Genomic DNA, 20219 nt, shown 5'->3' on the forward strand with positions numbered 1-20219 from the left:
TTCAATCCCGCCGCCGGAATATCAAGGACAGATTGTTCGCGGGCATTTCGACCAGTCGCTGAAATGCCAGCCCCTCGCCCTCCGCAATCGCAATGACATCCTCGACCCGACGCAGGCCCCACTCGGGATCGCGCGCCCGAAGGGATGCGTCGAAGGCAAGATTGCCTGGCGCGGTTTCGACATCCTCCCGCAGATAGGGCCCATAGAGATAGAGCAGGCCACCCGGCGGCAGCGCGGCCCCCGCCGCCTTCATCAAACCGAGCGTCGCTTCCCAGGGGCTGATGTGCACCATGTTGATGCACAGGATCGCGTCCGTCCTTTCCACCGGCCAGCCGGCGCTGGCATCGAGCCTGAGTGGCCGACGCACATTGGGGAGCCCCGCTTCCTGCCGCCACGCTTCTATGGATGCCAGCGCAGCCGGATCGGAATCGCTCGGTTGCCAATCGAGCGCGGGCAGGGCGGCGGCGAAGTACATCGCATGCTCGCCGCTGCCGCTCGCCACTTCCAGCACCAGGCCGGAGGATGGCAGTTCCTCCCGAAGCACCGCCAATATGGCGTCGCGATTGCGCTCCGTCGCGGGGGCGTGGCGCTTGCCCGCGGCGGCCAGGCCGGAACCGGGTTCCCACGGCTCCGGCCCGTCCGTCATTCGGCCGCTTCCGCCAGCGCCGGCTCGGTCCATGTGAGGACCGGCTTGCGCGCAGCCAGCGTTTCGTCCAGGCGGCGGCGCGGGGCGAAATAGGGCGCGCCTTTCAGCGCCTCGTCACCTGCCTTGGCGCGTTCGGCCAGGCTGCGCAGCGCCAGGATGAACTGGTCGAGCGCGGCCTTGCTCTCCGTCTCCGTAGGTTCGACCAGCATCGCGCCATGCACCACCAGCGGGAAATACATGGTCATGGGGTGGAAGCCCTCGTCGATCAGCCCCTTCGCGATGTCGAGCGTGGTGAAGCCTTCGGCCAGCCCCTTGTCGCTGAACAGCGCCTCATGCATGCAGGGGCCGCTGTCGCCGAAGGGCGCGTCCAGCACATCGTCCAGGCTGCGAAGGATATAGTTGGCGTTCAGCACCGCATCGCTCGCGACCTGCCGCAGGCCGTCCGCGCCATGGCTGAGGATGTAGGTCAGGGCGCGGGTGAACATGCCCATCTGGCCATGGAAGGCGACCATGCGGCCAAAGGTCTGGCCGTGATGGTCTTCCGCCGTCTCTTCCTCGACCAGCACGAATTTGTCGCCCTGCTTTTCGACGAAGGGCAGCGGCGCGAAAGGGGCGAGCGCTTCGGACAGCACCACCGGGCCGGAGCCGGGACCGCCGCCGCCATGCGGCGTGGAGAAGGTCTTGTGCAGGTTGATGTGCATCGCGTCGACGCCCAGATCGCCGGGGCGGACCCGCCCGACGATGGCGTTGAAGTTCGCGCCGTCGCAATAGACGAAGGCCCCGGCGGCATGCACCGCGTCGGAGATCGTCTTCATGTCCCGCTCGAACAGGCCGCAGGTATTGGGATTGGTGATCATCACCGCCGCGACGTCGGGGCCGAGGCGGGCCTTGAGCGCTTCCAGATCGACCCGGCCGTCCGGTGTCGCCGGAATATCCTCGACCTTATAGCCGCAGAAGGCGGCGGTCGCAGGGTTGGTGCCATGAGCGCTTTCCGGCACCAGGATGACGCTGCGCGCATCGCCCCGCGCTTCCAGCGCCGCGCGGATCGCAAGCAGGCCGCATAATTCGCCATGCGCGCCCGCCTTGGGGCTCATTGCGACGGAATGCATGCCGGTCAGAGTCACCAGCCAGGCGGCCAGTTCATGGATCACCGCCAGCGCGCCCTGCACCGTCGATTGGGGTGCAAGCGGGTGAAGGTCCGCGAAACCGGGCATCCGCGCCACCTTCTCGTTCAGGCGCGGGTTATGCTTCATCGTGCAGGAGCCGAGCGGGAACAGGCCAAGGTCGATGGCGTAGTTCTGGCGGCTGAGACGGGTGTAATGGCGCACCGTTTCCTGCTCCGACAGGCCGGGCAGGCCAATGCTGTCAGTGCGGGCCAGATCGCCGAGACGGCTGGCGACCTCCGGCGCTTCGGCAAAGTCGACGCCAGTTGTCTCGGTCGAACCGATTTCGAAGATCAGCGCTTCCTCCAGCATCAGCGCACGGTTGCCCGTGGCGGTCGCGGGCGCGCTGTCGGCTTTAGTCAGAGCCTGCGGCGTGGTCGGCCGGCCTTCCTTGAGCATGGTCATGCCAGTTCCTCCTCCAGCGCCTTCGCAAAGATTTCGATGTCCTCCACCGTCACGGTTTCGGTGACGGCAACGACCAGTCCGTTGCCGATTGCCGGCGCGTCCGGGAACAGGCGACCGAGCGAGACGCCGCCCAGCACGCCCTTGTCCGCCAGGTTGCGGACGACTTCGCGGGCGTCCTTCGACAGGATCAGGGTGAATTCGTTGAAGAAACTGTCGTTGAGCAGCGTGACGCCGGGCACCTGGGCCAGCCGGTCGGCCGCCTGAACGGCCAGCCCATGGTTGAGCGCCGCCAGTTCCCGCAATCCCCTTTCGCCCAGCAGCGTCATATGGATGCTGAACGCCAGCGCGCAGAGGCCGGAATTGGTGCAGATGTTCGACGTCGCCTTTTCACGGCGGATATGCTGCTCGCGCGTGGAAAGCGTCAGCACGAAGCCGCGCTTGCCCGCCGCGTCCACCGTCTCGCCGCAAAGGCGGCCCGGCATCTGGCGGACATATTTCTGCTTGCACGCGAACAGGCCCAGATAAGGCCCGCCAAATTGCAGGCCGACGCCGATGGACTGCCCTTCGCCCACGACGATGTCCGCGTCCATATGGCCCGGCGCCCTGATCGCTCCGAGCGCGACGGGTTCCGTCACCACCGCGACCAGCAGCGCGCCCGCCGCATGGGCGGCATCGGCCAGCGGCGTCAGGTCGGCGATGCGGCCGAGAATGTCGGGATATTGGACGACGACGCAGCTTGTATCCTTGTCGATCCCGGCGATCAGCGCGTCGATGTCGGTGGCGGCGTCCAGCGTCGGCGCCTGATGCACGAGCGCGTCGCCGGTGAATTTCGCCATGGTGTTGGCGACCGAGACATAATGGGGGTGCAGGCCGGAGGACAGGATCGCCTTGCCGCGCTTGGTGATGCGGCGGGCCATGCCGATCGCTTCCCAGCAGGCGGTCGACCCGTCATACATGGAGGCGTTGGCGACGTCGCAGCCCAGCAGGCGCGCCACCTGCGTCTGGAATTCGAACAGCACCTGCAAGGTGCCCTGCGCAATTTCCGGCTGATAGGGGGTGTAGGCCGTCAGGAACTCGCCGCGCTGGATCAGATGATCGACGCTGGCGGGGACATGATGCCTGTACGCGCCCGCACCCAGGAAGAAGGGCGCTTCCCCCGCCGACAGATTCTTCCGCGCAAGGGCCGCCATGTGGCGCTCGACCGCCAGTTCGCTGGCATGGTCGGGCAGGCCGGCGATCTTGTCCGAAAGGCGGGCCTCGGCAGGGACGTCCACGAACAGGTCGTCAATGGAGGACGCCCCGATGACGGACAGCATGTCCTGCCGGTCGGTGTCGGTAAGGGGTAGGTAGCGCATTTTACATATCTCCTCTCCCCTCCCCTTCAGGGGAAGGGCCGGGGGTGAGGACTATCCACCAGACGCGGCGCCTGGGGCGGTCCCCAACCCCTCCCCCGAAAGGGAGGGGCTATTGGCTTCTCAAAGGCTCGCGACGAACTTCTTATAGGCGGCTTCGTTCATCAGGCCTTCCAGTTCGCTGGCATCCGTGACGCGCAGCTTGAAGAACCAGCCATCCTCCTCAGCATCGCTGTTCACCAGCGCAGGCTCGTCTTCCAGCGCGCTGTTGGTTTCCACGACCTCGCCGGAAATCGGCGCATAGACGTCCGAGGCGGCCTTGACCGACTCCACCACGGCCGCGTCGTCGCCCTTTTCGAAGGTCGTGCCCTCCGCAGGCAATTCGACGAAGACGATGTCGCCCAACTGCTCCTGCGCATAATCGGTGATGCCGACCGTGGCGATCTCGCCCTCGACATCGATCCATTCATGTTCGTCGGTGAAATAACGGCTCATAAATCAATCCCCTTCCGAAAAGGACTCAGGCTTTGCGGCGATAACGGTGCGGAACGAACGGCATCGGCGCAACCTCCGCCGCGATGCGCTTGCCGCGCACTTCGATTTCGAGCGCCGTGCCGATCGCGCTGTGGGGCAGGCTGACCCAGCCCATCGCGATCGGCGCGCCCACCGTGGGCGCGAAGCCGCCGGACGTGACCTCGCCCACCTGCGCGCCGCCGGCATGGATCGTCGCGCCCTCCCGCGCCGGCAGGCGGCCCTCGATCCTCAGGCCCACGCGCTTCGAACCCGGTCCGTCCGCCAATTCCTTCATCACCCGCGCATGGCCGATGAAGCCGCCTTCTTCCCGCCTGCGCTTCTGGATGGCGAAGCCCAGATCGGCGCCGATGGTGCTGACGGCAGGCGTCAGGTCATGTCCGTAAAGCGGCAGCCCGGCCTCCAGGCGCAGGGAATCGCGTGCCCCAAGGCCGATCGGCTTCACCTGCGGCAACGCGCAGAGCGCATCGGCCAGCAGCGTCACATCCGCGGCGGGCACGCTGATCTCGAAGCCATCCTCGCCGGTATAGCCCGACCGGCTGATCCACAGCGGAACGCCGCGCCAGGTGAAGAGGCCGGACTGCATGAAGATCAGATCCGCGGTTTCCGGGACCAGCGCGGCCATCGCCTCCCCCGCTTCCGGCCCCTGCAAGGCGAGCAGGGCCTGATCGTCCATGTGATTCATCACCACTTCATCGGGCAGATGCTCGATCATCCAGCCGATGTCGTCATATTTGGTCGCGCCGTTGACCACCATATAGATGTCCGCGCCGTCGAAGGCGCCGTCCCCCAGGCGGGAGACCATCAGGTCGTCCAATATGCCGCCTTCTTCATCGAGCAGCATCGAATAGCGCTGGCGAAAGGGCTTCAGCCCCTTGATGTCGCTCGGCAACAGGATTTCCAGCGCGTCGTCCACGCCTTCGCCGGAAAAGCCGATCTGGCCCATATGGCTGACGTCGAACAGCCCGGCATGTTCGCGGGTCCAGGCATGTTCGGCCATGATGCCTTCATATTGGATCGGCATGTGATAGCCCGCGAAGCCGACCATGCGCGCGCCCCTGGCGCGGTGCCAGCCATCCAGCGGCAGGTCCTGCAACGGCAATTCTTCTTCGAGATGGGCGATGTCGTCATTGCCGGACATGAGGGGCGGCCTTTCCGTGCGAGGGTCATTGGCGACAGACGCGCCCGTCCGGAGTCGGACTCATCGCGTTTGCCACCCCCTCTGTCACGGAACCTGAGAGCTTTGACCACCAGTCAGGCGACCAGATGGCTTACCCCTTCGGTGGGACGGCGCGAACCGTCCGCTTTCCAGAGTGCCTGCCCATGATGCGGTCCTTTGGCCTGAGAGATTCCGGGGCGGTTGCTCCTTCGGCGACGGGGTGGCCTGAAAGGCTTCCCATGCTCTCCCGCATCAAGTCCGATGACCGAATCCACGGCACCGGCGACAGTTCCGCATTGCGTGAAACGCGCCGCGCCGTCAATCGCTCAATCGGCGCCTTCCTCTTTTGCCAGCCGTTCGGCCAATATGCGCGCGGCCTGCCGCCGTTCGATCAGCCGCCGGTTGGCCGATGCGTCGTTCAGGACCAGGGCGCCAAGCCCCTCCTCCCCTTCGAACAGGCGCAGAAAGCGTTCGACGCCGGCGAAATTGGAGTCCGCGACCAGATGTCGCACCAGGTCGATCCGCCCCGACCAGAGCCGGTCGCCCTGCGCGCGCAGCAGGTCGGCAAGATCCTCAAGCTGGGCCGCGAGCGCGGCGATCTGCGGATGAAGGGCCATGACCCGATGCGTAGAGCGGTTTCAGGGCAAAGGGAATGCCGGACCGTCGCGAATCTCCGGACAATGGCTCAGGCCAGCGCCAGTTCACCGAAAATCTCGGCATGCCGCTTTTCGGCATAGCGGTCGGTCATGCCCGCGATGAAGTCCGCTATATGGCGGCTGCGCCTGGGTTCCAGCGTCGCGCAATCGTCGCGCCACTCCTGCGGCATCAGTTTCGGGTCCGCCTGATAGGCGCGAAACAGATCGGTCACGATCACGCGCGCCCGGTCGGCGGCCGCCAGTTGCGATGGGTGGTGATAGAGCGTCGCATACATGAACCGCTTGAGATCGCGCTCCTGCGCGGCGAGTTCGGGCGAGAAGCCGACCAGCGGGCGTCCGGCCCGGCGAACGTCGTCGGCTGTCTCCACGCCCGCCGCAAGGATGTTGGCGCGGGTGGCGGCGATCAGGTCGTTCGCCATCACGCCGATCTGTTCCCGCACCAGTTCGCGCAGCAGGCGATCCTCCGGCACATCGGGATAGCGCGCGCGAACCCGGTCCCAGCAGCCTTTCACCAGCGGCACGCCCAAAAGCTGGTCCAGCGTCAGCAGGCCCGCGCGCAGCCCGTCGTCGATGTCGTGATTGTCATAGGCGATGTCGTCCGCGATCGCCGCGAGCTGCGCCTCCAGCGAGGCATGGCTGGCAAGGTCGAGCGGGAACAGCGCATCCACCTCCCGCATGGCCCAGCCGGGCCGCGTGACCGGGCCATTATGCTTGGCCAGCCCCTCCAGCATCTCCCAGCTCAGATTGAGGCCGCGGAACAGCGGGTAGGGACTTTCCAGCAGCATCAGCGTGCGCAGCGTATGCGCATTATGGTCGAAGCCGCCATGCGCGTCGAGCGCCGCCTCCAGCGCATCCTCCCCTGCATGACCGAAAGGCGGATGGCCGATGTCGTGCGCCAGGCAAAGCGCTTCGGTAAGGTCTTCGTTGAGGCCCAGTGTCCGCGCCGTCGTGCGGCCGATCTGCGCCACCTCCAGGCTGTGGGTCAGCCGGACGCGGAAATGATCGCCGTCGGGCGACACGAACACCTGCGTCTTGTGGCGCAGGCGGCGAAAGGCGATGCTGTGGATGATGCGGTCGCGGTCCCGCTGGAACATGTCGCGGGGCCCCCGCACCTCCCCGCCGGGTTCGGCATGGAGGCGGCCCCGGCTCCGGCCGGGATGCGAGGCATAGGATGCAAGCAGCGTCATGCCGCGCCCTTTAATGCCGTTTTCGACCATTGCCGAGTCGTTCGATGTTCCGATCGATGGGAAATCGCCCTATTTCGCCGGAAGCCGCTCAACCACTTCCCCGGCATCGCTTTTCCAGGCGAACACGTCCGCGCCCGCCGCCTTCAGCTTGTCCTCCAGCGCCCTGGCCCGCGCGAAGCTGCTGAACGGCCCGACAAGCAGGCGATTGGTGCGGCCCCAGCTCGCCACCCAGGCGTCCTGCGGTTCGAGCGAGTCATATTTCTTGCGCAATCCCTTCATGGTGAAGGCCAGTGCGCCCTTGTTCGCACCCGTACCGACCTGAAGCCAGTTGCGCGAGGGATTGGCGGCAAGGCGGGCCTTTTCCTCGGCCGCCTTCTTCTTTTCCTCGGCCAGTTGCCTGGCCTTGGCATCCGCTTCGGCCTTCGCCTTGGCGGCGGCGGCCTTCTTCGCCTTTTCCGCGGCAGCGGCGGCGGATGCCTCCCGCTCCGCGCGGCGGGCGGCCTGAATCCGGGCGACCTCCGACAGGTCGACCGCGACGACGCTCGACTGGCGTTCGGATTCCGGCACATCGATGGCGTGGATGATGTCCGCCAGCGAATGGGTGACGGCCGGATCGATCTGCTGCTGCGGCGCAGGCGTTGCGGTTGGTGGCGGAGCGGCCGGCTGAGCCGACGGCGCGTCCACCCCGCCCTGTGGCGGGCTGGACGTGGGGGGCGCCGATGCCTGCGCCAGCGTGATCGCGTTGAGCTGGCTCGGCGGCGGGCTGGCGGGCGCCGGGCTTTGCGCCGGGACGGATTCGAAGCCGGGCGCCGGCGGGCCCTGCACATTGGAAGTGGCGGGAGCGGCGGCGGAGGCGGCAGCTTGCGGCGCGCGCTGCGGCGGAGGCGGCGTCTGGGTCTGGGTCTGTGGAATGGTGGAGGTGGGAACGGGCTGACCTGGCGCTGGCACGTTACGGGCCGGCGCTTCGGCCTGCGCAAGCCTCGTGGCGGTTTCGGTACGGCGCGAACGACGATCCTGCTGCGCGGATCGGGCCGGCGGCGGCGCCCCCGCGGCGGGTTGGCTGGCCGGCGGTGCGGCAGGCGTGGCGGCCGCGAAAGCGGGCGGCGTGGGCGTGATGGCGGCGACGGTCGAACCGACATTGGCCGGGAAATGCCCGAAATGCACCGCCGCCGCCTTCTGGGCAGCGGTCAGATAGGGCATTTTCTGCATATAGGGCAGGATCGCCGTGGCAAGCTGCGACGGCATGGTCTGCTCCGCGATCTTCCTGGCGTCGGCCTGTCGGTTGTTCATCGCCAGGATGAACGCCCGGTAGCGCCAGGCCGCCCGGTCGCTCTTGTAGAGCAGCGGTTTCAGCACTCGTTCCGCCGCGTCGACCTGGCCGGAAATGCCAAGCGAGGCGGCATAGCGGTGCGTGAGTTCGACATCGTCCGGTGTCCGCTGGAGCGCCGCCTGATAGTCGCGCTGCGCCCCCGCCTGATCGCCGGTCATATCCTTGGCAAGGCCCCGGTCGGACAACAGGGTCGCTTCGGGAAAGCCCAGCCGCGTCGCCTGATCGAACAGGCGCAGCGCTTCGGCGGGGTTCTGGTTCTTCAGCATGACGCGGCCAAGGCCCGCCTTCACCTTGCCGTTGTTCGGCGCCAGCGTGTCGGCCCGGGCAAAGAAACCCGCCGCCGCCCGCGCGTCGTCCATGTCCAGCGCAGCCTCGCCCGCGCCGATCAGCGCCGTCACGTCACGCGGATTGGACGCCAGCCGCGCCAGATGATTGTTGAGGTTTTCCGCGCTGGAGGGACGCATCGCCTGCACCTGGGCGGGCTGCGCCAGAACCGGTTGCGCCAACGCGGTGCCCGCTAGAAGCAGTCCGCGGAGAATCCATATGTCATAACGTCTCACAGACAGCCCTTTAGCGGATGGAGGCGGGACAAGGGAATATGTCGAAAGAAAAAGCGCGCCCGGTTGCCCATGGCAGCCGATGGCGCGCTTATCAGTATGCCCCGGGGCGAACCCCGCAGCCGATTACTGGTTGCTCTGGCGGTTCAGGAAACGCGGAATGTCGGGCGTCGGCGCGCCCTCATCGCTGGCGGCGGCGCCCTTGTCGGCGCCGCGGGTCAGGCCCGCCATCCGCTCGAACAGCGTGCCACCGGTGGCGACGCGCGGCGCGGCCTGCGGCGCCGGAGCGGGCTGAGCCGGCGCTTCTTCAGCCGCATCCTCACCCAGCAGCAACTCGTCCTGCGAAGGGTCTTCATCCGAAAACACTGCGGCAGGACGCTGCGGACTGAAAGGCGCAGGCTTCGCCGCCGCTGGCGCTGCGGCAGGCGGGGTCAGCGGAGCCGGGGCCGGCGCGGCGGGCACGTCGAGTTCCAGCGTTTCAGGCTCGGCTTCCGGCGCGGGCGCAGGAGCCGCGACCGGAGCCGGCGCAGGCTGCGGCGCGGGCTTGGACGCGGCGGCGGTCGGCACCGCGACGGCTGGACGGCTGGCGAAGCTGAACGGCTGGGTCAGCGGCGCGGCATTGGCTCCCGCATCGCTGTCGATGCCGGTGGCGACCACCGATACGCGGATCTTGCCGTTCAGATTGTCGTTGAAGGCCGACCCCCAGATGATGTTCGCATCGGGATCGACCAGTTCGCGGATGTGGTTGGCGGCCTCGTCCACTTCCATCAGGCGCATGTCGTCGCCGCCCACGATGGAGACGATCACGCCCTTGGCGCCACGCATCGACACGCCGTCCAGCAGCGGATTGGCGATGGCCTTTTCAGCAGCCTGCAGAGCGCGGCCGTCGCCTTCGGCTTCACCGGTGCCCATCATCGCCTTGCCCATTTCGCCCATCACGGAACGGACGTCCGCGAAGTCGAGGTTGATGAGGCCCGGCATGACCATCAGGTCGGTGATGCCGCGCACGCCCTGCTGCAGCACCTCGTCCGCCATCTGGAAGGCTTCCTTGAAGGTGGTGTTCGGGTTGGCGATCAGGAACAGATTCTGGTTCGGGATGACGATGAGGGTATCGACATGCTTCTGCAGTTCCTCGATGCCCGCCTCCGCCGACTTCATGCGGCGATTGCCCTCGAAGGTGAAGGGCTTGGTCACCACGCCGACGGTCAGGATGCCGCGGTCGCGGGCGGCCTTGGCAATGACCGGCGCGGCGCCGGTGCCGGTGCCGCCGCCCATGCCGGCGGCGATGAAGCACATATGCGCGCCGTCCAGCGCCTGCTCGACCGAGGCGATGGTCTCTTCAGCGGCGGCCTTGCCGATTTCCGGGCGAGAGCCGGCGCCCAGCCCTTCGGTGATCTGCGGGCCAAGCTGGATGCGCCGTTCCGCGGGCGAGGCATTCAGCGCCTGCGCGTCGGTATTGGCGACGATGAAATCCACGCCCTCGACGGAGGCGGCGATCATGTTCGCGATGGCGTTGCCGCCCGCGCCGCCGACGCCGATCACCGCGATGCGTGGCTTCAACTCGTCCACATGCGGCGGGCTGATTTCAATGCTCATAAATTCTAGCTCCCTCCAGCTTCGGTGACGTGAGCGAAACTGTCATCGAAGGTTAATGCAACAGATGATGGCGTATTTCACCAGTAAAATTCGTCTGACCTGTGTTTATTTCAATAGTTCGTCTTCATCGCCTTCACCATTCTCTGCCACCATGCTGGCGCGCCGATACGATGAACGGTCTGGGGAGCGGGCGCTATCGTTCTAAGATCAACCGGGTTCGAAGCGCCGTAAAGCGCAAGTCCGGCCAGCGTCGCGAAGGCCGGGCCGCTATGCGCCTCCGGCATCGCGGCCAGGCCGCGCGGCCGTCCGATCCGCACCGCGCGGCCCAGCGCGCCCTGGGCATAGTCGGCAATGCCCTTCATTTCCGCGCCGCCGCCAGTCAGCACGACCTGCCGTCCGGTAGGCGTGTTGAAGCCCATGCCGGCGAGCGCCGCATTCACCTCCACCATGATCTGGTTCAACCGTTCGCAGATCACCGCCACCAAAGCGGCGCGGGTGATCTTGCCGCCATCGGCATTGGGGCCGGCGCTTTGCCCCGGAATGGCGACGTCGCCATGGGGCGCCGCGATCTCTATCATGTCGCGGAAGTCGCGGCGGTTCTGCATGGCGGACCCATAGAAGCATTTGATCCGCTCCGCCTGGCTGCGGCGGATGCCGAAGGCGGAGGCGATGTCGTCCGTGATGTCGGACGCGCCGATCGGAATGCTGTGCAGCCCGACCAGCATGCCGCCCGCATAGAGCGAGACATTGGTGACGCCGGCGCCCAGTTCGACCAACGCCACGCCCAGGTCCCGCTCCTCTTCCGACAGGCACGCGAGGCCTGTGGCAATGGGGGAAGCCACGATGGAGTTGACGTTGAGATAGGCGCCGCGCACGCAGAGGTCGAGATTGGCGAGCGGCGCCCCGTCTGCCAGCACGACATGGATGTCGACGCCGAGCAGGTCTGCATGCATGCCTAGCGGCTTCTTCACCGGCACGCGGCCGTTGATGGTGAAACAGGTCGGCTGGGCATGCAGAACCACGCGCCCGTCCGGATCGATCCCCTGCTGGCCGGTGGTCAGAAGGTCATCGATGTCCGCCTGTTCGACGCGATAGCCGCCCATGTCGCGCTCGACCGTGACGACATCGCTGACCAGCGAGCCGCCGGAGAAGCTGACCCACACATCCTCGATATTCGTGCCCGCGACGCGTTCCGCCTGCTCCACGGTTTCCCGGACGGCGAGTTCGGTCCGCTCCATGTCCGCGATGAAGCCGCGCCGCACCCCCCGGCTTTCGCGCTGGCCGGTGCCCAGGATCGCCAGTTCGCCATTTTCGGTGCGCCCCGCAATCAGCGCGGACACCTTCCACGATCCGATGTCGATCGCGGTGACGAACTTCTCGACCTTGGGTTGAGCCATGGGGGTTCAGCCTTCCTCGCCCTTGGCGGGCGCTTCGGCGCTCGCATCGGGCTTGTCGCCGGACGAACCGCTTCCCTGGCCCTGCGGCAGGCGCAGCACGAAACGGTCGGGATCGCGCATGTCGAACTTGACGATGCCCCGGCCCAGCAGGCGGTTCACCCCGTCCATCCGCGCGAAGTTGACCAGCGCCGTGGCCGACGGCTTGTCGCCTTCGGGCAGGGAAAGCGTCTCCCCCGACTGAAAGCGCAAGTCCCAGCGCCGGTTCCCGACCCAGGTGGCGCCCGCCAGCATGGGTTTGAGCGCGGGCGCATTTTCCATCAGCCTGTTGAGGCCCGCGGTCTGGCGATTGGCGTTGGGACCGACCACAAGCGGCAGGTCCGGCATCGCCCCGGCGGACACCGATTGCAGCACCACGCCGGCCACGTCGATCAGGTGAAGCTGTCCATCATGCTGCCACACCGCGACAGGATCGCGTTCGACGATGTCGACCACCAGCGTATCGGGCAGGCGGCGGGAAATGCGCGCATCCTTGACCCAGCCGAGCTTCAGCATGTCGGCCCGCACCTTGGGCAGGTCGAGCGAAAGCATGGACCGGCTCACCTGGCCCAGGGCGATATTGTAGATGGGCAGTTCGTCCATCCGCTCGACGCCGCGCACTTCGACCTTCTCGACTTCGAAACCGGCCTGGGCGGCAAGTTCGGACGCCTTCTGCCCGGCCATGGCGGGAACGCCCATCAGCATGGCGATGCCGACCAGCGCGGCCAGCACGATGCCGACGATGGTCCAGCTCGCCATGCGCTGGAGCGTTTCCTCGCTTACCGGCAGCAGGTCGATCAGGCCGTCGATCCAGCTCCGCTGCTTGACCGAACGCCCTCGCCCCCCGCTGCGGCCGCGCGCGCCGGTCGTTCGCGTCAGCCGCGCCGTTCCGCCACGCCGGATGCGTGCTTCAGCCATGCTTCGCCCCCCCATTGGCTGCAATTCGGGCGCCGTTCAGCGCGTCCTCGACTATACGCTCCACCAGCTCGGCATAGTCAATGCCCAGCCTGGCCGCCTGTTCGGGCACGAGGCTGAGCGGCGTCATGCCCGGCTGGGTGTTCACTTCCAGCAGGAACAGCCCGTCGATCCCCTGTTCGTCGTCCCAACGGAAATCGGCGCGCGACGCCCCCTTGCAGCCCAGCAACCGATGCGCGCGCAACGCGATTGCCTTGCAGGCTTCGCTGATCTCCTGCGGAATATCGGCGGGACACACATGCTCGGTCATGCCGTCGGTATATTTGGCGTCGAAATCGTAGAAGCCGCTTTTCGGGCGCAATTCCGTAACCAGCAGCGCTTCGTCGCCCAGCACGGCGGTCGTGAGTTCCCGGCCGCGAATATAGGGCTCGGCCAGCAATTCCTCGAAATGCAGCCACGGTCCCTCGACATCCCGGCCGATGGGCGATCCATAATTGCCGTCCCGGGTCACGATGGCGACGCCGACCGAACTGCCCTCATTGACCGGCTTCACCACATAGGGGCGCGGCAGGGGATCGCCCTCGAACAGGCTTTCGCTGGGCACGATATGACCGCCGGGCATGGGGATGCCATGGGGCACCAGCGCCTGCTTGGTAAGCTGCTTGTCGATGGCGATGACCGAGGTGGCTAGGCCGGAATGGGTGTAGGTGAGGCCCATCAGGTCCATCATGCCCTGCACCGTGCCATCCTCGCCGGGCACGCCGTGAAGGGCGTTGAACACGACATCGGGCCTGGCCTCCGCAAGGCGCAGCGCGACGTCGCGGTCCATGTCGATCCGCGTAACCCTGTGGCCGCGGGATTCCAGCGCCTTGGCGACACCCTCGCCCGACGAAAGCGAAACAGGCCGTTCGGCGGACCAGCCCCCCATCAGGACGGCAACATGCCAGGGGCCACGAGTCATGTATCTGTTCCTTCAACCAGCTGAACGCCCACCCTTTGAATTTCCCATTCGAGGTCAATGCCGCTCTTTTCCTTCACCCGGCGGCGTACCTCCTCGCCCAGCGCCTCTATATCCGCGCTGGTCGCATCGCCCAGGTTGAGGAGGAAATTGGTGTGCTTTTCCGAAACCTGCGCGCCCCCCCGTTGCAGCCCCCGGCACCCGGCCTCATCCACCAACTGCCAGGCCTTGTGACCGGCCGGGTTCTTGAAGGTGGAGCCTCCGGTCTTGCTGCGGAGCGGCTGGCTTTCCTCACGGGCGGTCGCGATGCGGTCCATCTCCGCCTGGATGGCCGCGGGCTCGCCGGGAAAGCCCCGGAAAACTGCGCTCACCACGACAGCGCCGTCGGGAAGAGTGCTGTGGCGGTAAGTGTAGCCCAATGCATCGACCGGCAATGTCACCCGCTCGCCGGACCGCAGCACAACCCCGCATTCCACAAGAATATCGCAGGTCTCACGACCATAGGCGCCCCCGTTCATCCGCACGAAGCCGCCGACCGTGCCCGGAATGGAGCGCAGGAATTCAAGCCCGGCGATCCCTGCATCCCGCGCGGTCGATGAAACGAGGATGCCCGAGGCCCCTCCCCCGCAGCGCAGGCTGGTCGCATCGACCTGCTCCACCTTGGCAAAGGGCTTGCCAAGACGCACCACAACGCCCGGAACGCCGCCGTCCCGCACGATCAGGTTGGAGCCGAGCCCCAGCGCCATCACCGGGATCGCCGGGTCCAGCCGGGTGAGGAAATCGGAAAGATCGTCCGCGTCCTTCGGCTCGAACAGCCATTGCGCGACGCCGCCCGCCTTGAACCAGACGAGCGGCGCCAACGGCGCATCGGCCTTGAGCGAACCGCGAACCGGAGGAAGGGACGTCGCCGCCAGCGTCAATCGCGCATCCCCCAAAGCCGCATCCAGCCCTTCATCGCCTTCATGCCCGCCTCGCCCGCGCGGGTCGCGGCGAGGCCCGCATCCACATTGCGCTGGGCGGCGTCGACCATCTGCTGCGCCGCTTCGACGCCCTGCATCTGGATGTCGATCATCCGTTTCTGCATTTCCAGCCCGACATTGAGCAGTTCGAACATCAGGCGGCTTCCCTCTCCGCAACGGCGGAGGCCAACCCCGCCGCCCATTTGGTAATATCGCCCGCGCCCAGGCAGATGATCATGTCATCCGCCTGCACATCGGCGGCGATCAGGCGGGCAAGATCGTCCGCGCCCTCGACCGTCGCGGCGTTGCGATGGCCCCGGCGCTTGAGGCCCGCGACCAGTTCCGCGCTGTCCACGCCCTCGATCGGCTGCTCGCCGGCTGGATAGACCGGGGCGGCATAGACGATGTCGGCATCGTTGAAGGCCTGCTGGAACTCGTCCATCAGGTCGCGCAGGCGGGTGAAGCGATGCGGTTGCACCACGGCGATGACCCGGCCTTTCGCCCCTTCGCGGGCGGCAGCCAGCACCGCCTTGATCTCGACCGGATGGTGGCCGTAATCGTCGATCACCGTCGCGGCGCCGCCACCGACCGCGATTTCCCCGACCTTGGTGAAGCGCCGCTTGACGCCGCCGAACTTGGCGAAGCCGGTCTGGATCGTCGCGTCATCGATGCCCATCTGCAACGCCACGCCGATCGCCGCCATGGCGTTCAGCACATTGTGGCGGCCCGGCATCGGCATTTCGATACCCTCGATCCGGCGGAGCGAACCGTCGCGCTCCCGGATCTGCACGTCGAAGCGGTTGCCGCCGGGAATCGGCTGCACATTTTCGCCGCGAATATCGGCCTGGGCGGAGAAGCCATAGGTGACGATGCGCCGGTCCTGCACGCGCGGCAGGATCGCCTGCACCTCCGGATGATCGAGGCACAGCATCGCCGCGCCGTAGAAAGGCACATTCTCGACGAATTCGACGAATGCGTCCTTCACCTTGTCGAAACTGCCATAATGGTCGAGATGCTCGGGATCGATATTGGTGACGACCGCCAGCGTGCCGTCCAGGCGCAGGAAGCTGCCGTCGCTCTCGTCGGCTTCCACCACCATCCATTCGCTATTGCCGAGGCGGGCGTTGGAGCCGTAGCTGTTGATGATGCCGCCATTGATGACGGTCGGGTCCACCCCGCCCGCATCCAGCAACGCCGCGACCATCGATGTGGTCGTGGTCTTGCCATGCGTGCCCGCGACCGCGACGGTCGATTTGAGGCGCATCAGTTCCGCCAGCATTTCGGCCCGGCGGATGACGGGGACGCGGCGCTCCAGCGCCAGATCGACCTCCGGATTGCCCTTCTTGATCGCGGTGGAGGTCACGACCACGGCGGCATCGCCCAGATTTTCAGCCTTGTGGCCGATCATCACGGGGATGCCCTTCTTGCGCAGCCCCTCGACCACATAGCCTTCGGCGACGTCGCTGCCCTGAACCCTGTAGCCCAGATTATGCATCACCTCAGCGATGCCGGACATGCCGATGCCGCCGATGCCGATGAAATGGATCGTGCCGATGTCGGTGCCGACACCCTTCATGCGTGGGATTCCTTGCTGACAGAATAGAGAGAGCCGTGGGGGGAGAGTTTGGCGTTCTTCATGCAGGAACACCCTGCAAATTGAGGCTGGTGGGCGTCGGGCCGACACGCAGCGGGTCATTGATGATGGGCGCCGGGCCAATGCTTTCCAGCAGATCGGCCATGTCTCGGGCCGCATTCGGGCGACCGCAGGCGCGGGCGCGCTTGGCCGCATTCTGGAGCGCCCCGGGTTCCAGCGCCATCTTCTGCATCTGCTTGGCAAGTTCCACAGCCGTGAAGCGCGCCTGCGGAATGGTGCGGGCGCCCCCGGCCTCGGTCATCTCGCGGGCATTGGCGGTCTGGTGGTCGTCCATCGCGCTCGGCAGCGGTATCAGGATCGCCGGACGCCCCGCACAGGTCAGTTCCGCCAGCGTCGAAGCGCCCGCCCGCGCGATGACAAGATGCGACCAGCCCAGTTTTTCCGGGACATCGTTGAAATAAGTCGCCAGGTCCGCCGGGATTTCGAGATCGGCATAGAGCCGGCGCACCCGCTCAATATCCTCCGCCCGGCATTGCTGCGTCACCTGCAGGCGCCGGCGCAGGCTGAGCGGCAGCATGCCCAGGCCATCGGGCACGACGCTGGAAAGGATCGTCGCCCCCTGGCTGCCGCCGATGACCAGCACACGGAACACGCTCTCGTCGGTCAGCGCGGGAAAATCCTCCTCGCGAAGCTGCTTCACCTCCTCGCGCACCGGATTGCCGACGAGGTGGACCTTGCCGGCATATCTGTCCTTGAGCCGCTCGACATCCGGATAGGCGGTCGCGATGGCATCCACCCGTCCCGCCAGATAGCGGTTCACCCGGCCAAGCACGGCATTCTGTTCGTGAATGGCGGTCGGAATGCCATCGGCCAGTGCGCCCAGCAACGCGGGCATGGCCGGATAGCCGCCAAAACCCACAACGGCCGTCGGGCGGAACGTCTCGTTCAGACGCCGCGCCATCGCCCGGCCCGCCAAAATCGCCTTCAACGCGCCCGGCCAGCTCCTGGGATTCCGGGTCATCCGCCCGGCGGGCATGACATGGACCTGTGCCCGGTTGTCAGGGGCCTTGTCGAAAATGCCAGGTATCTTGGCGCCGCGCTCATCCGTCACCAGCGCGACATGATGGCCGCGCAGCATCAGCTCTTCAGCAACGGCATGCGCCGGAATCATATGACCACCCGTCCCGCCGGCGGCGAGGACGAAGTGTCGGGAAATGCTCATCGACCACTCCATTTGACGACCGTGTGCCGACCCATGAAGGGGTTGCGCCGCGTGAATGCGAGCAACAGGCCGACGCCGATACAAAGCGCCAGCATAGAGGAGCCGCCATAGCTGATAAAGGGCAGCGTCATGCCCTTGGACGGAAATATCTGGGCGTTGACGCCCATGTTGATGATCGCCTGAAGCCCGAACTGGGTGGTAAGACCCGCCGCGGCGAGAATGGTGAAATTATCGTCCTCGTCCAGCATGCGCAGGAACACCCGCACGACGATCGCCAGATAGACGCAGGCGATGCCGATGCAGGCGAGCAGGCCGAACTCCTCCCCGATGACCGAGAAGATATAGTCGGTATGCGCTTCGGGCAGGCGGAACTTGTTCTGCCCGCCGCCCGGCCCGACGCCTAGGAAGCCGCCATGGGTGATGGTGCGGAAGGCCAGTTCGGTCTGGTCCGGCCCGACATCCTGCGCAACGCCGATGCCCAGGAAGTCGTTGATGCGCTGACGCCCGTTCTCATAGAACATGTACATCAGCACCAGCCCGCCAAGCCCCGCGCCCGCCATCCCGCCGATGAAGCGCATGGACACGCCCGACAGCAGCAGCAGGCCGCCCCAGCAGGCGAGGAAGATCACCGTCTGGCCGAAGTCCGGCTGCTTCATCAGGATCGCCGCGATCAGCAGCGTCAGCACGCCGGTCAGCGGGATCACGGGCAACGTCATGTCCTTGCCGCGCAGCGACAGCAACCAGGCCATGGTGACGACATAGACGGGCTTGAGGAATTCCGACGGCTGGAACCGGAAACCCGGCAGGTCGATCCAGCGCTTGGCGCCGTTCACCACCGAACCCAGCACCGGCACCAGCAGCAGCGCCACGGCAAAGACGATGCACAGGATAAAGGCCAGCCGGCGCGCCTGCGTCCGGGGCAGCATGGAAATAACCAGCATGATCGGCAGGCCGATGAACACCCACATCAACTGACGGTAGAAATAGATGAGCGGCGTCACCGAAACCGTGCTGGTCGACCGGTCGATCGCCGCCACCGGGGAGGCCGCCGCCACGGCGACCAGCCCGATCGCCATCAACGCGACGATCAGCGACAGCAGCACGCGGTCGATTTCCCAGAACCAGATAGCCAGCGCCGTACGCTCACGCGGGACGGTGCGGTTCCTGAACTCCTTTACAAGATCGCCTGCCCTCGACATGCCCCCCAAAGCTCCTCCGATTCCCTTTATTCCAGCGCGGCGACGGCAGCGGCGAAGGCATCGCCCCTCGCCTCGAAATCGCGGAACTGGTCGAAACTCGCGCAGGCTGGCGACAGCAGCACCACGTCACCCGGCTGCGCCACCCGCGCAGCGCGGCGAACGGCGGCCGATAGCATTTCCGAATCGTCCACCGCCATATGCGGGCGCAACAGCTCAGCGAACATGGGGCCCGCTTCGCCGATGGTATAGGCCTGGGCCACATTGGCGAACCAGGGCGCGCACTCGTCCAGATTGTCGGTCTTGGCCAGGCCGCCGACGATCCAGTGCAGCCGCTTGCGGCCATCGACCGGCGGATAGGCGGCCAGCGCCGGCGCGGTCGAGGCGGCATTGGTCGCCTTGCTGTCGTTGACGTAGAGGACGCCGTTCAGTTCCCGCACCCGCTGCATTCGGTGGGGAAGGCTGGCATAGCTTTGCAGGCCCTGTTCGATTGTCGCTTCGCCGATACCCAGCGCGCGGGCGACCGCGATGGCGACGGCAGCGTTCTGGGCGTTATGCGGGCCTTGCAATGCGGGCCAGCCGGCCTGAGCGGAGGGAGCGATGTCGCCCGATCGCACCTCCACAACCCCGTCATTCCCGCCTTGCCGGGAATGACGGACGGAATAGAATATCCCCCGGCTCGGCTCATCTTCCGTCGCGATTACCGCGACATGCCCGGCCGACTGCATCGCGAACAGCCGCGCCTTGGAGGCTACATAGCCTTCAAAGCCATTATAACGGTCGAGATGATCCGGCGTGATGTTGAGCAGCACCGCCACATCGCAATCCAGGCTGCCCGTCAGGTCGATCTGGTAGCTCGACAGCTCCAGCACATAGACGCCGCCCTCCGGCAACGGGTCCTGTCCCAGGATCGGCAGCCCGATATTGCCGCCCATCCGCGTGGGAATGCCCGCCGTCTCGACGATATGATGGACCAGAGCGGTCGTGGTGGACTTGCCGTTGGTTCCGGTGATCCCCACCACCCGATGCCTGGGCAGGCTGGGCCGGGCGAGCGCGAACAGCTCTATGTCGCCAATGACCGGCACCCCCGCGAGCTTCGCATGCATGGCGATGGGGTGCTTGTTGAGCGGCACGCCGGGCGACACCACCACGCCGTCGAAGCCCTTGAGGTCGATTTCGGTGGGATCGGCCAACTCCGCCTTGCCCTTAACGGAGGCGCGCGCCTCGTCCCGGCTGTCCCATGCCACGACCTCAGCCCCGCTCGCCGCCAGGCACTCGACCGTGGCGAGGCCGGACCGCGCCAGCCCCAGCACCGCATATTTCCTGCCTGCAAAGACGTCGGAAACGATCCCCATGGCGC

Annotated in this window: 18 protein-coding genes and 1 riboswitch; all 18 genes read right to left on the reverse strand. The window is 66.4% G+C overall.

Annotated elements, in window-relative coordinates:
* Position 1: 1 nt before the first annotated feature.
* Complete coding sequence (locus H5V43_RS09975; RefSeq protein WP_025549582.1) at positions 2–646, reverse strand: DUF938 domain-containing protein; 645 nt, start codon at positions 644–646, stop codon at positions 2–4.
* Positions 643–2214, reverse strand: a complete 1572-nt coding sequence (gcvPB, locus tag H5V43_RS09980; RefSeq protein ID WP_025549581.1) for an aminomethyl-transferring glycine dehydrogenase subunit GcvPB — start codon at positions 2212–2214, stop codon at positions 643–645. Before gcvPB ends, H5V43_RS09975 begins: the two co-directional genes overlap by 4 nt.
* On the reverse strand, positions 2211–3569 hold the full coding sequence (gcvPA, locus tag H5V43_RS09985) for an aminomethyl-transferring glycine dehydrogenase subunit GcvPA (RefSeq protein WP_025549580.1): 1359 nt from the start codon (positions 3567–3569) through the stop codon (positions 2211–2213). The genes gcvPB and gcvPA overlap by 4 nt, the downstream gene beginning before the upstream one ends.
* A gap of 120 nt (positions 3570–3689) precedes the next feature.
* A complete protein-coding gene (gene gcvH, locus H5V43_RS09990) occupies positions 3690–4061 on the reverse strand; it encodes a glycine cleavage system protein GcvH (RefSeq protein WP_013040940.1) in 372 nt (123 codons plus the stop codon).
* A gap of 25 nt (positions 4062–4086) precedes the next feature.
* Positions 4087–5238, reverse strand: a complete 1152-nt coding sequence (gcvT, locus tag H5V43_RS09995; RefSeq protein ID WP_099186120.1) for a glycine cleavage system aminomethyltransferase GcvT — start codon at positions 5236–5238, stop codon at positions 4087–4089.
* A gap of 178 nt (positions 5239–5416) precedes the next feature.
* A riboswitch (glycine riboswitch) is annotated at positions 5417–5516 on the reverse strand.
* Positions 5517–5582: 66 nt separating this feature from the next.
* Positions 5583–5873, reverse strand: a complete 291-nt coding sequence (locus H5V43_RS10000; protein WP_025549578.1) for a hypothetical protein — start codon at positions 5871–5873, stop codon at positions 5583–5585.
* Positions 5874–5941: 68 nt separating this feature from the next.
* A complete protein-coding gene (locus tag H5V43_RS10005) occupies positions 5942–7099 on the reverse strand; it encodes a deoxyguanosinetriphosphate triphosphohydrolase (RefSeq protein ID WP_025549577.1) in 1158 nt (385 codons plus the stop codon).
* Between the two features lie 69 nt (positions 7100–7168).
* Positions 7169–8989: an SPOR domain-containing protein gene (locus tag H5V43_RS10010; protein ID WP_373886263.1), complete on the reverse strand. Its 1821-nt coding sequence runs from the start codon at positions 8987–8989 to the stop codon at positions 7169–7171.
* Between the two features lie 123 nt (positions 8990–9112).
* Entirely contained in the window at positions 9113–10582 is a 1470-nt protein-coding gene (ftsZ, locus tag H5V43_RS10015) for a cell division protein FtsZ (RefSeq protein ID WP_025550637.1), read from the reverse strand.
* A gap of 110 nt (positions 10583–10692) precedes the next feature.
* Positions 10693–11979, reverse strand: coding sequence for a cell division protein FtsA (gene ftsA / locus H5V43_RS10020; protein ID WP_025550635.1), 1287 nt, complete (start codon positions 11977–11979; stop codon positions 10693–10695).
* Between the two features lie 6 nt (positions 11980–11985).
* Positions 11986–12933: a cell division protein FtsQ/DivIB gene (locus tag H5V43_RS10025; RefSeq protein WP_025550633.1), complete on the reverse strand. Its 948-nt coding sequence runs from the start codon at positions 12931–12933 to the stop codon at positions 11986–11988.
* Positions 12926–13891: a D-alanine--D-alanine ligase gene (locus H5V43_RS10030; RefSeq protein ID WP_025550631.1), complete on the reverse strand. Its 966-nt coding sequence runs from the start codon at positions 13889–13891 to the stop codon at positions 12926–12928. Before H5V43_RS10030 ends, H5V43_RS10025 begins: the two co-directional genes overlap by 8 nt.
* Positions 13888–14808 (reverse strand): UDP-N-acetylmuramate dehydrogenase, encoded by a 921-nt coding sequence (gene murB, locus H5V43_RS10035; protein WP_099186123.1) that lies wholly within the window; start codon positions 14806–14808, stop codon positions 13888–13890. The genes H5V43_RS10030 and murB overlap by 4 nt, the downstream gene beginning before the upstream one ends.
* On the reverse strand, positions 14805–15002 hold the full coding sequence (locus tag H5V43_RS10040; protein ID WP_025550630.1) for a hypothetical protein: 198 nt from the start codon (positions 15000–15002) through the stop codon (positions 14805–14807). The genes murB and H5V43_RS10040 overlap by 4 nt, the downstream gene beginning before the upstream one ends.
* Positions 15002–16423, reverse strand: coding sequence for a UDP-N-acetylmuramate--L-alanine ligase (gene murC / locus H5V43_RS10045; protein WP_025550629.1), 1422 nt, complete (start codon positions 16421–16423; stop codon positions 15002–15004). Before murC ends, H5V43_RS10040 begins: the two co-directional genes overlap by 1 nt.
* A gap of 58 nt (positions 16424–16481) precedes the next feature.
* Positions 16482–17663, reverse strand: coding sequence for an undecaprenyldiphospho-muramoylpentapeptide beta-N-acetylglucosaminyltransferase (murG, locus tag H5V43_RS10050; protein ID WP_025550628.1), 1182 nt, complete (start codon positions 17661–17663; stop codon positions 16482–16484).
* On the reverse strand, positions 17660–18862 hold the full coding sequence (locus tag H5V43_RS10055; protein WP_025550626.1) for an FtsW/RodA/SpoVE family cell cycle protein: 1203 nt from the start codon (positions 18860–18862) through the stop codon (positions 17660–17662). The genes murG and H5V43_RS10055 overlap by 4 nt, the downstream gene beginning before the upstream one ends.
* A gap of 26 nt (positions 18863–18888) precedes the next feature.
* The gene (murD, locus tag H5V43_RS10060; protein WP_025550624.1) at positions 18889–20214 is read right to left on the reverse strand and encodes a UDP-N-acetylmuramoyl-L-alanine--D-glutamate ligase; all 1326 of its coding nucleotides are present in this window, start codon (positions 20212–20214) and stop codon (positions 18889–18891) included.
* Positions 20215–20219: the final 5 nt, after the last annotated feature.

This window comes from Sphingobium fuliginis, assembly GCF_015074805.1.
Lineage (GTDB): Bacteria > Pseudomonadota > Alphaproteobacteria > Sphingomonadales > Sphingomonadaceae > Sphingobium > Sphingobium fuliginis.

Bases quoted from the DNA above. Each gene is read 5' to 3' on its own strand.
- H5V43_RS09975 (WP_025549582.1), bottom strand. From the start codon at position 646: ATGACGGACGGGCCGGAGCCGTGGGAACCCGGTTCCGGCCTGGCCGCC.
- gcvPB (WP_025549581.1), bottom strand. From the start codon at position 2,214: ATGACCATGCTCAAGGAAGGCCGGCCGACCACGCCGCAGGCTCTGACT.
- gcvPA (WP_025549580.1), bottom strand. From the start codon at position 3,569: ATGCGCTACCTACCCCTTACCGACACCGACCGGCAGGACATGCTGTCC.
- gcvH (WP_013040940.1), bottom strand. From the start codon at position 4,061: ATGAGCCGTTATTTCACCGACGAACATGAATGGATCGATGTCGAGGGC.
- gcvT (WP_099186120.1), bottom strand. From the start codon at position 5,238: ATGTCCGGCAATGACGACATCGCCCATCTCGAAGAAGAATTGCCGTTG.
- H5V43_RS10000 (WP_025549578.1), bottom strand. From the start codon at position 5,873: ATGGCCCTTCATCCGCAGATCGCCGCGCTCGCGGCCCAGCTTGAGGAT.
- H5V43_RS10005 (WP_025549577.1), bottom strand. From the start codon at position 7,099: ATGACGCTGCTTGCATCCTATGCCTCGCATCCCGGCCGGAGCCGGGGC.
- ftsZ (WP_025550637.1), bottom strand. From the start codon at position 10,582: ATGAGCATTGAAATCAGCCCGCCGCATGTGGACGAGTTGAAGCCACGC.
- ftsA (WP_025550635.1), bottom strand. From the start codon at position 11,979: ATGGCTCAACCCAAGGTCGAGAAGTTCGTCACCGCGATCGACATCGGA.
- H5V43_RS10025 (WP_025550633.1), bottom strand. From the start codon at position 12,933: ATGGCTGAAGCACGCATCCGGCGTGGCGGAACGGCGCGGCTGACGCGA.
- H5V43_RS10030 (WP_025550631.1), bottom strand. From the start codon at position 13,891: ATGACTCGTGGCCCCTGGCATGTTGCCGTCCTGATGGGGGGCTGGTCC.
- H5V43_RS10040 (WP_025550630.1), bottom strand. From the start codon at position 15,002: ATGTTCGAACTGCTCAATGTCGGGCTGGAAATGCAGAAACGGATGATC.
- murC (WP_025550629.1), bottom strand. From the start codon at position 16,423: ATGAAGGGTGTCGGCACCGACATCGGCACGATCCATTTCATCGGCATC.
- murG (WP_025550628.1), bottom strand. From the start codon at position 17,663: ATGAGCATTTCCCGACACTTCGTCCTCGCCGCCGGCGGGACGGGTGGT.
- H5V43_RS10055 (WP_025550626.1), bottom strand. From the start codon at position 18,862: ATGTCGAGGGCAGGCGATCTTGTAAAGGAGTTCAGGAACCGCACCGTC.
- murD (WP_025550624.1), bottom strand. From the start codon at position 20,214: ATGGGGATCGTTTCCGACGTCTTTGCAGGCAGGAAATATGCGGTGCTG.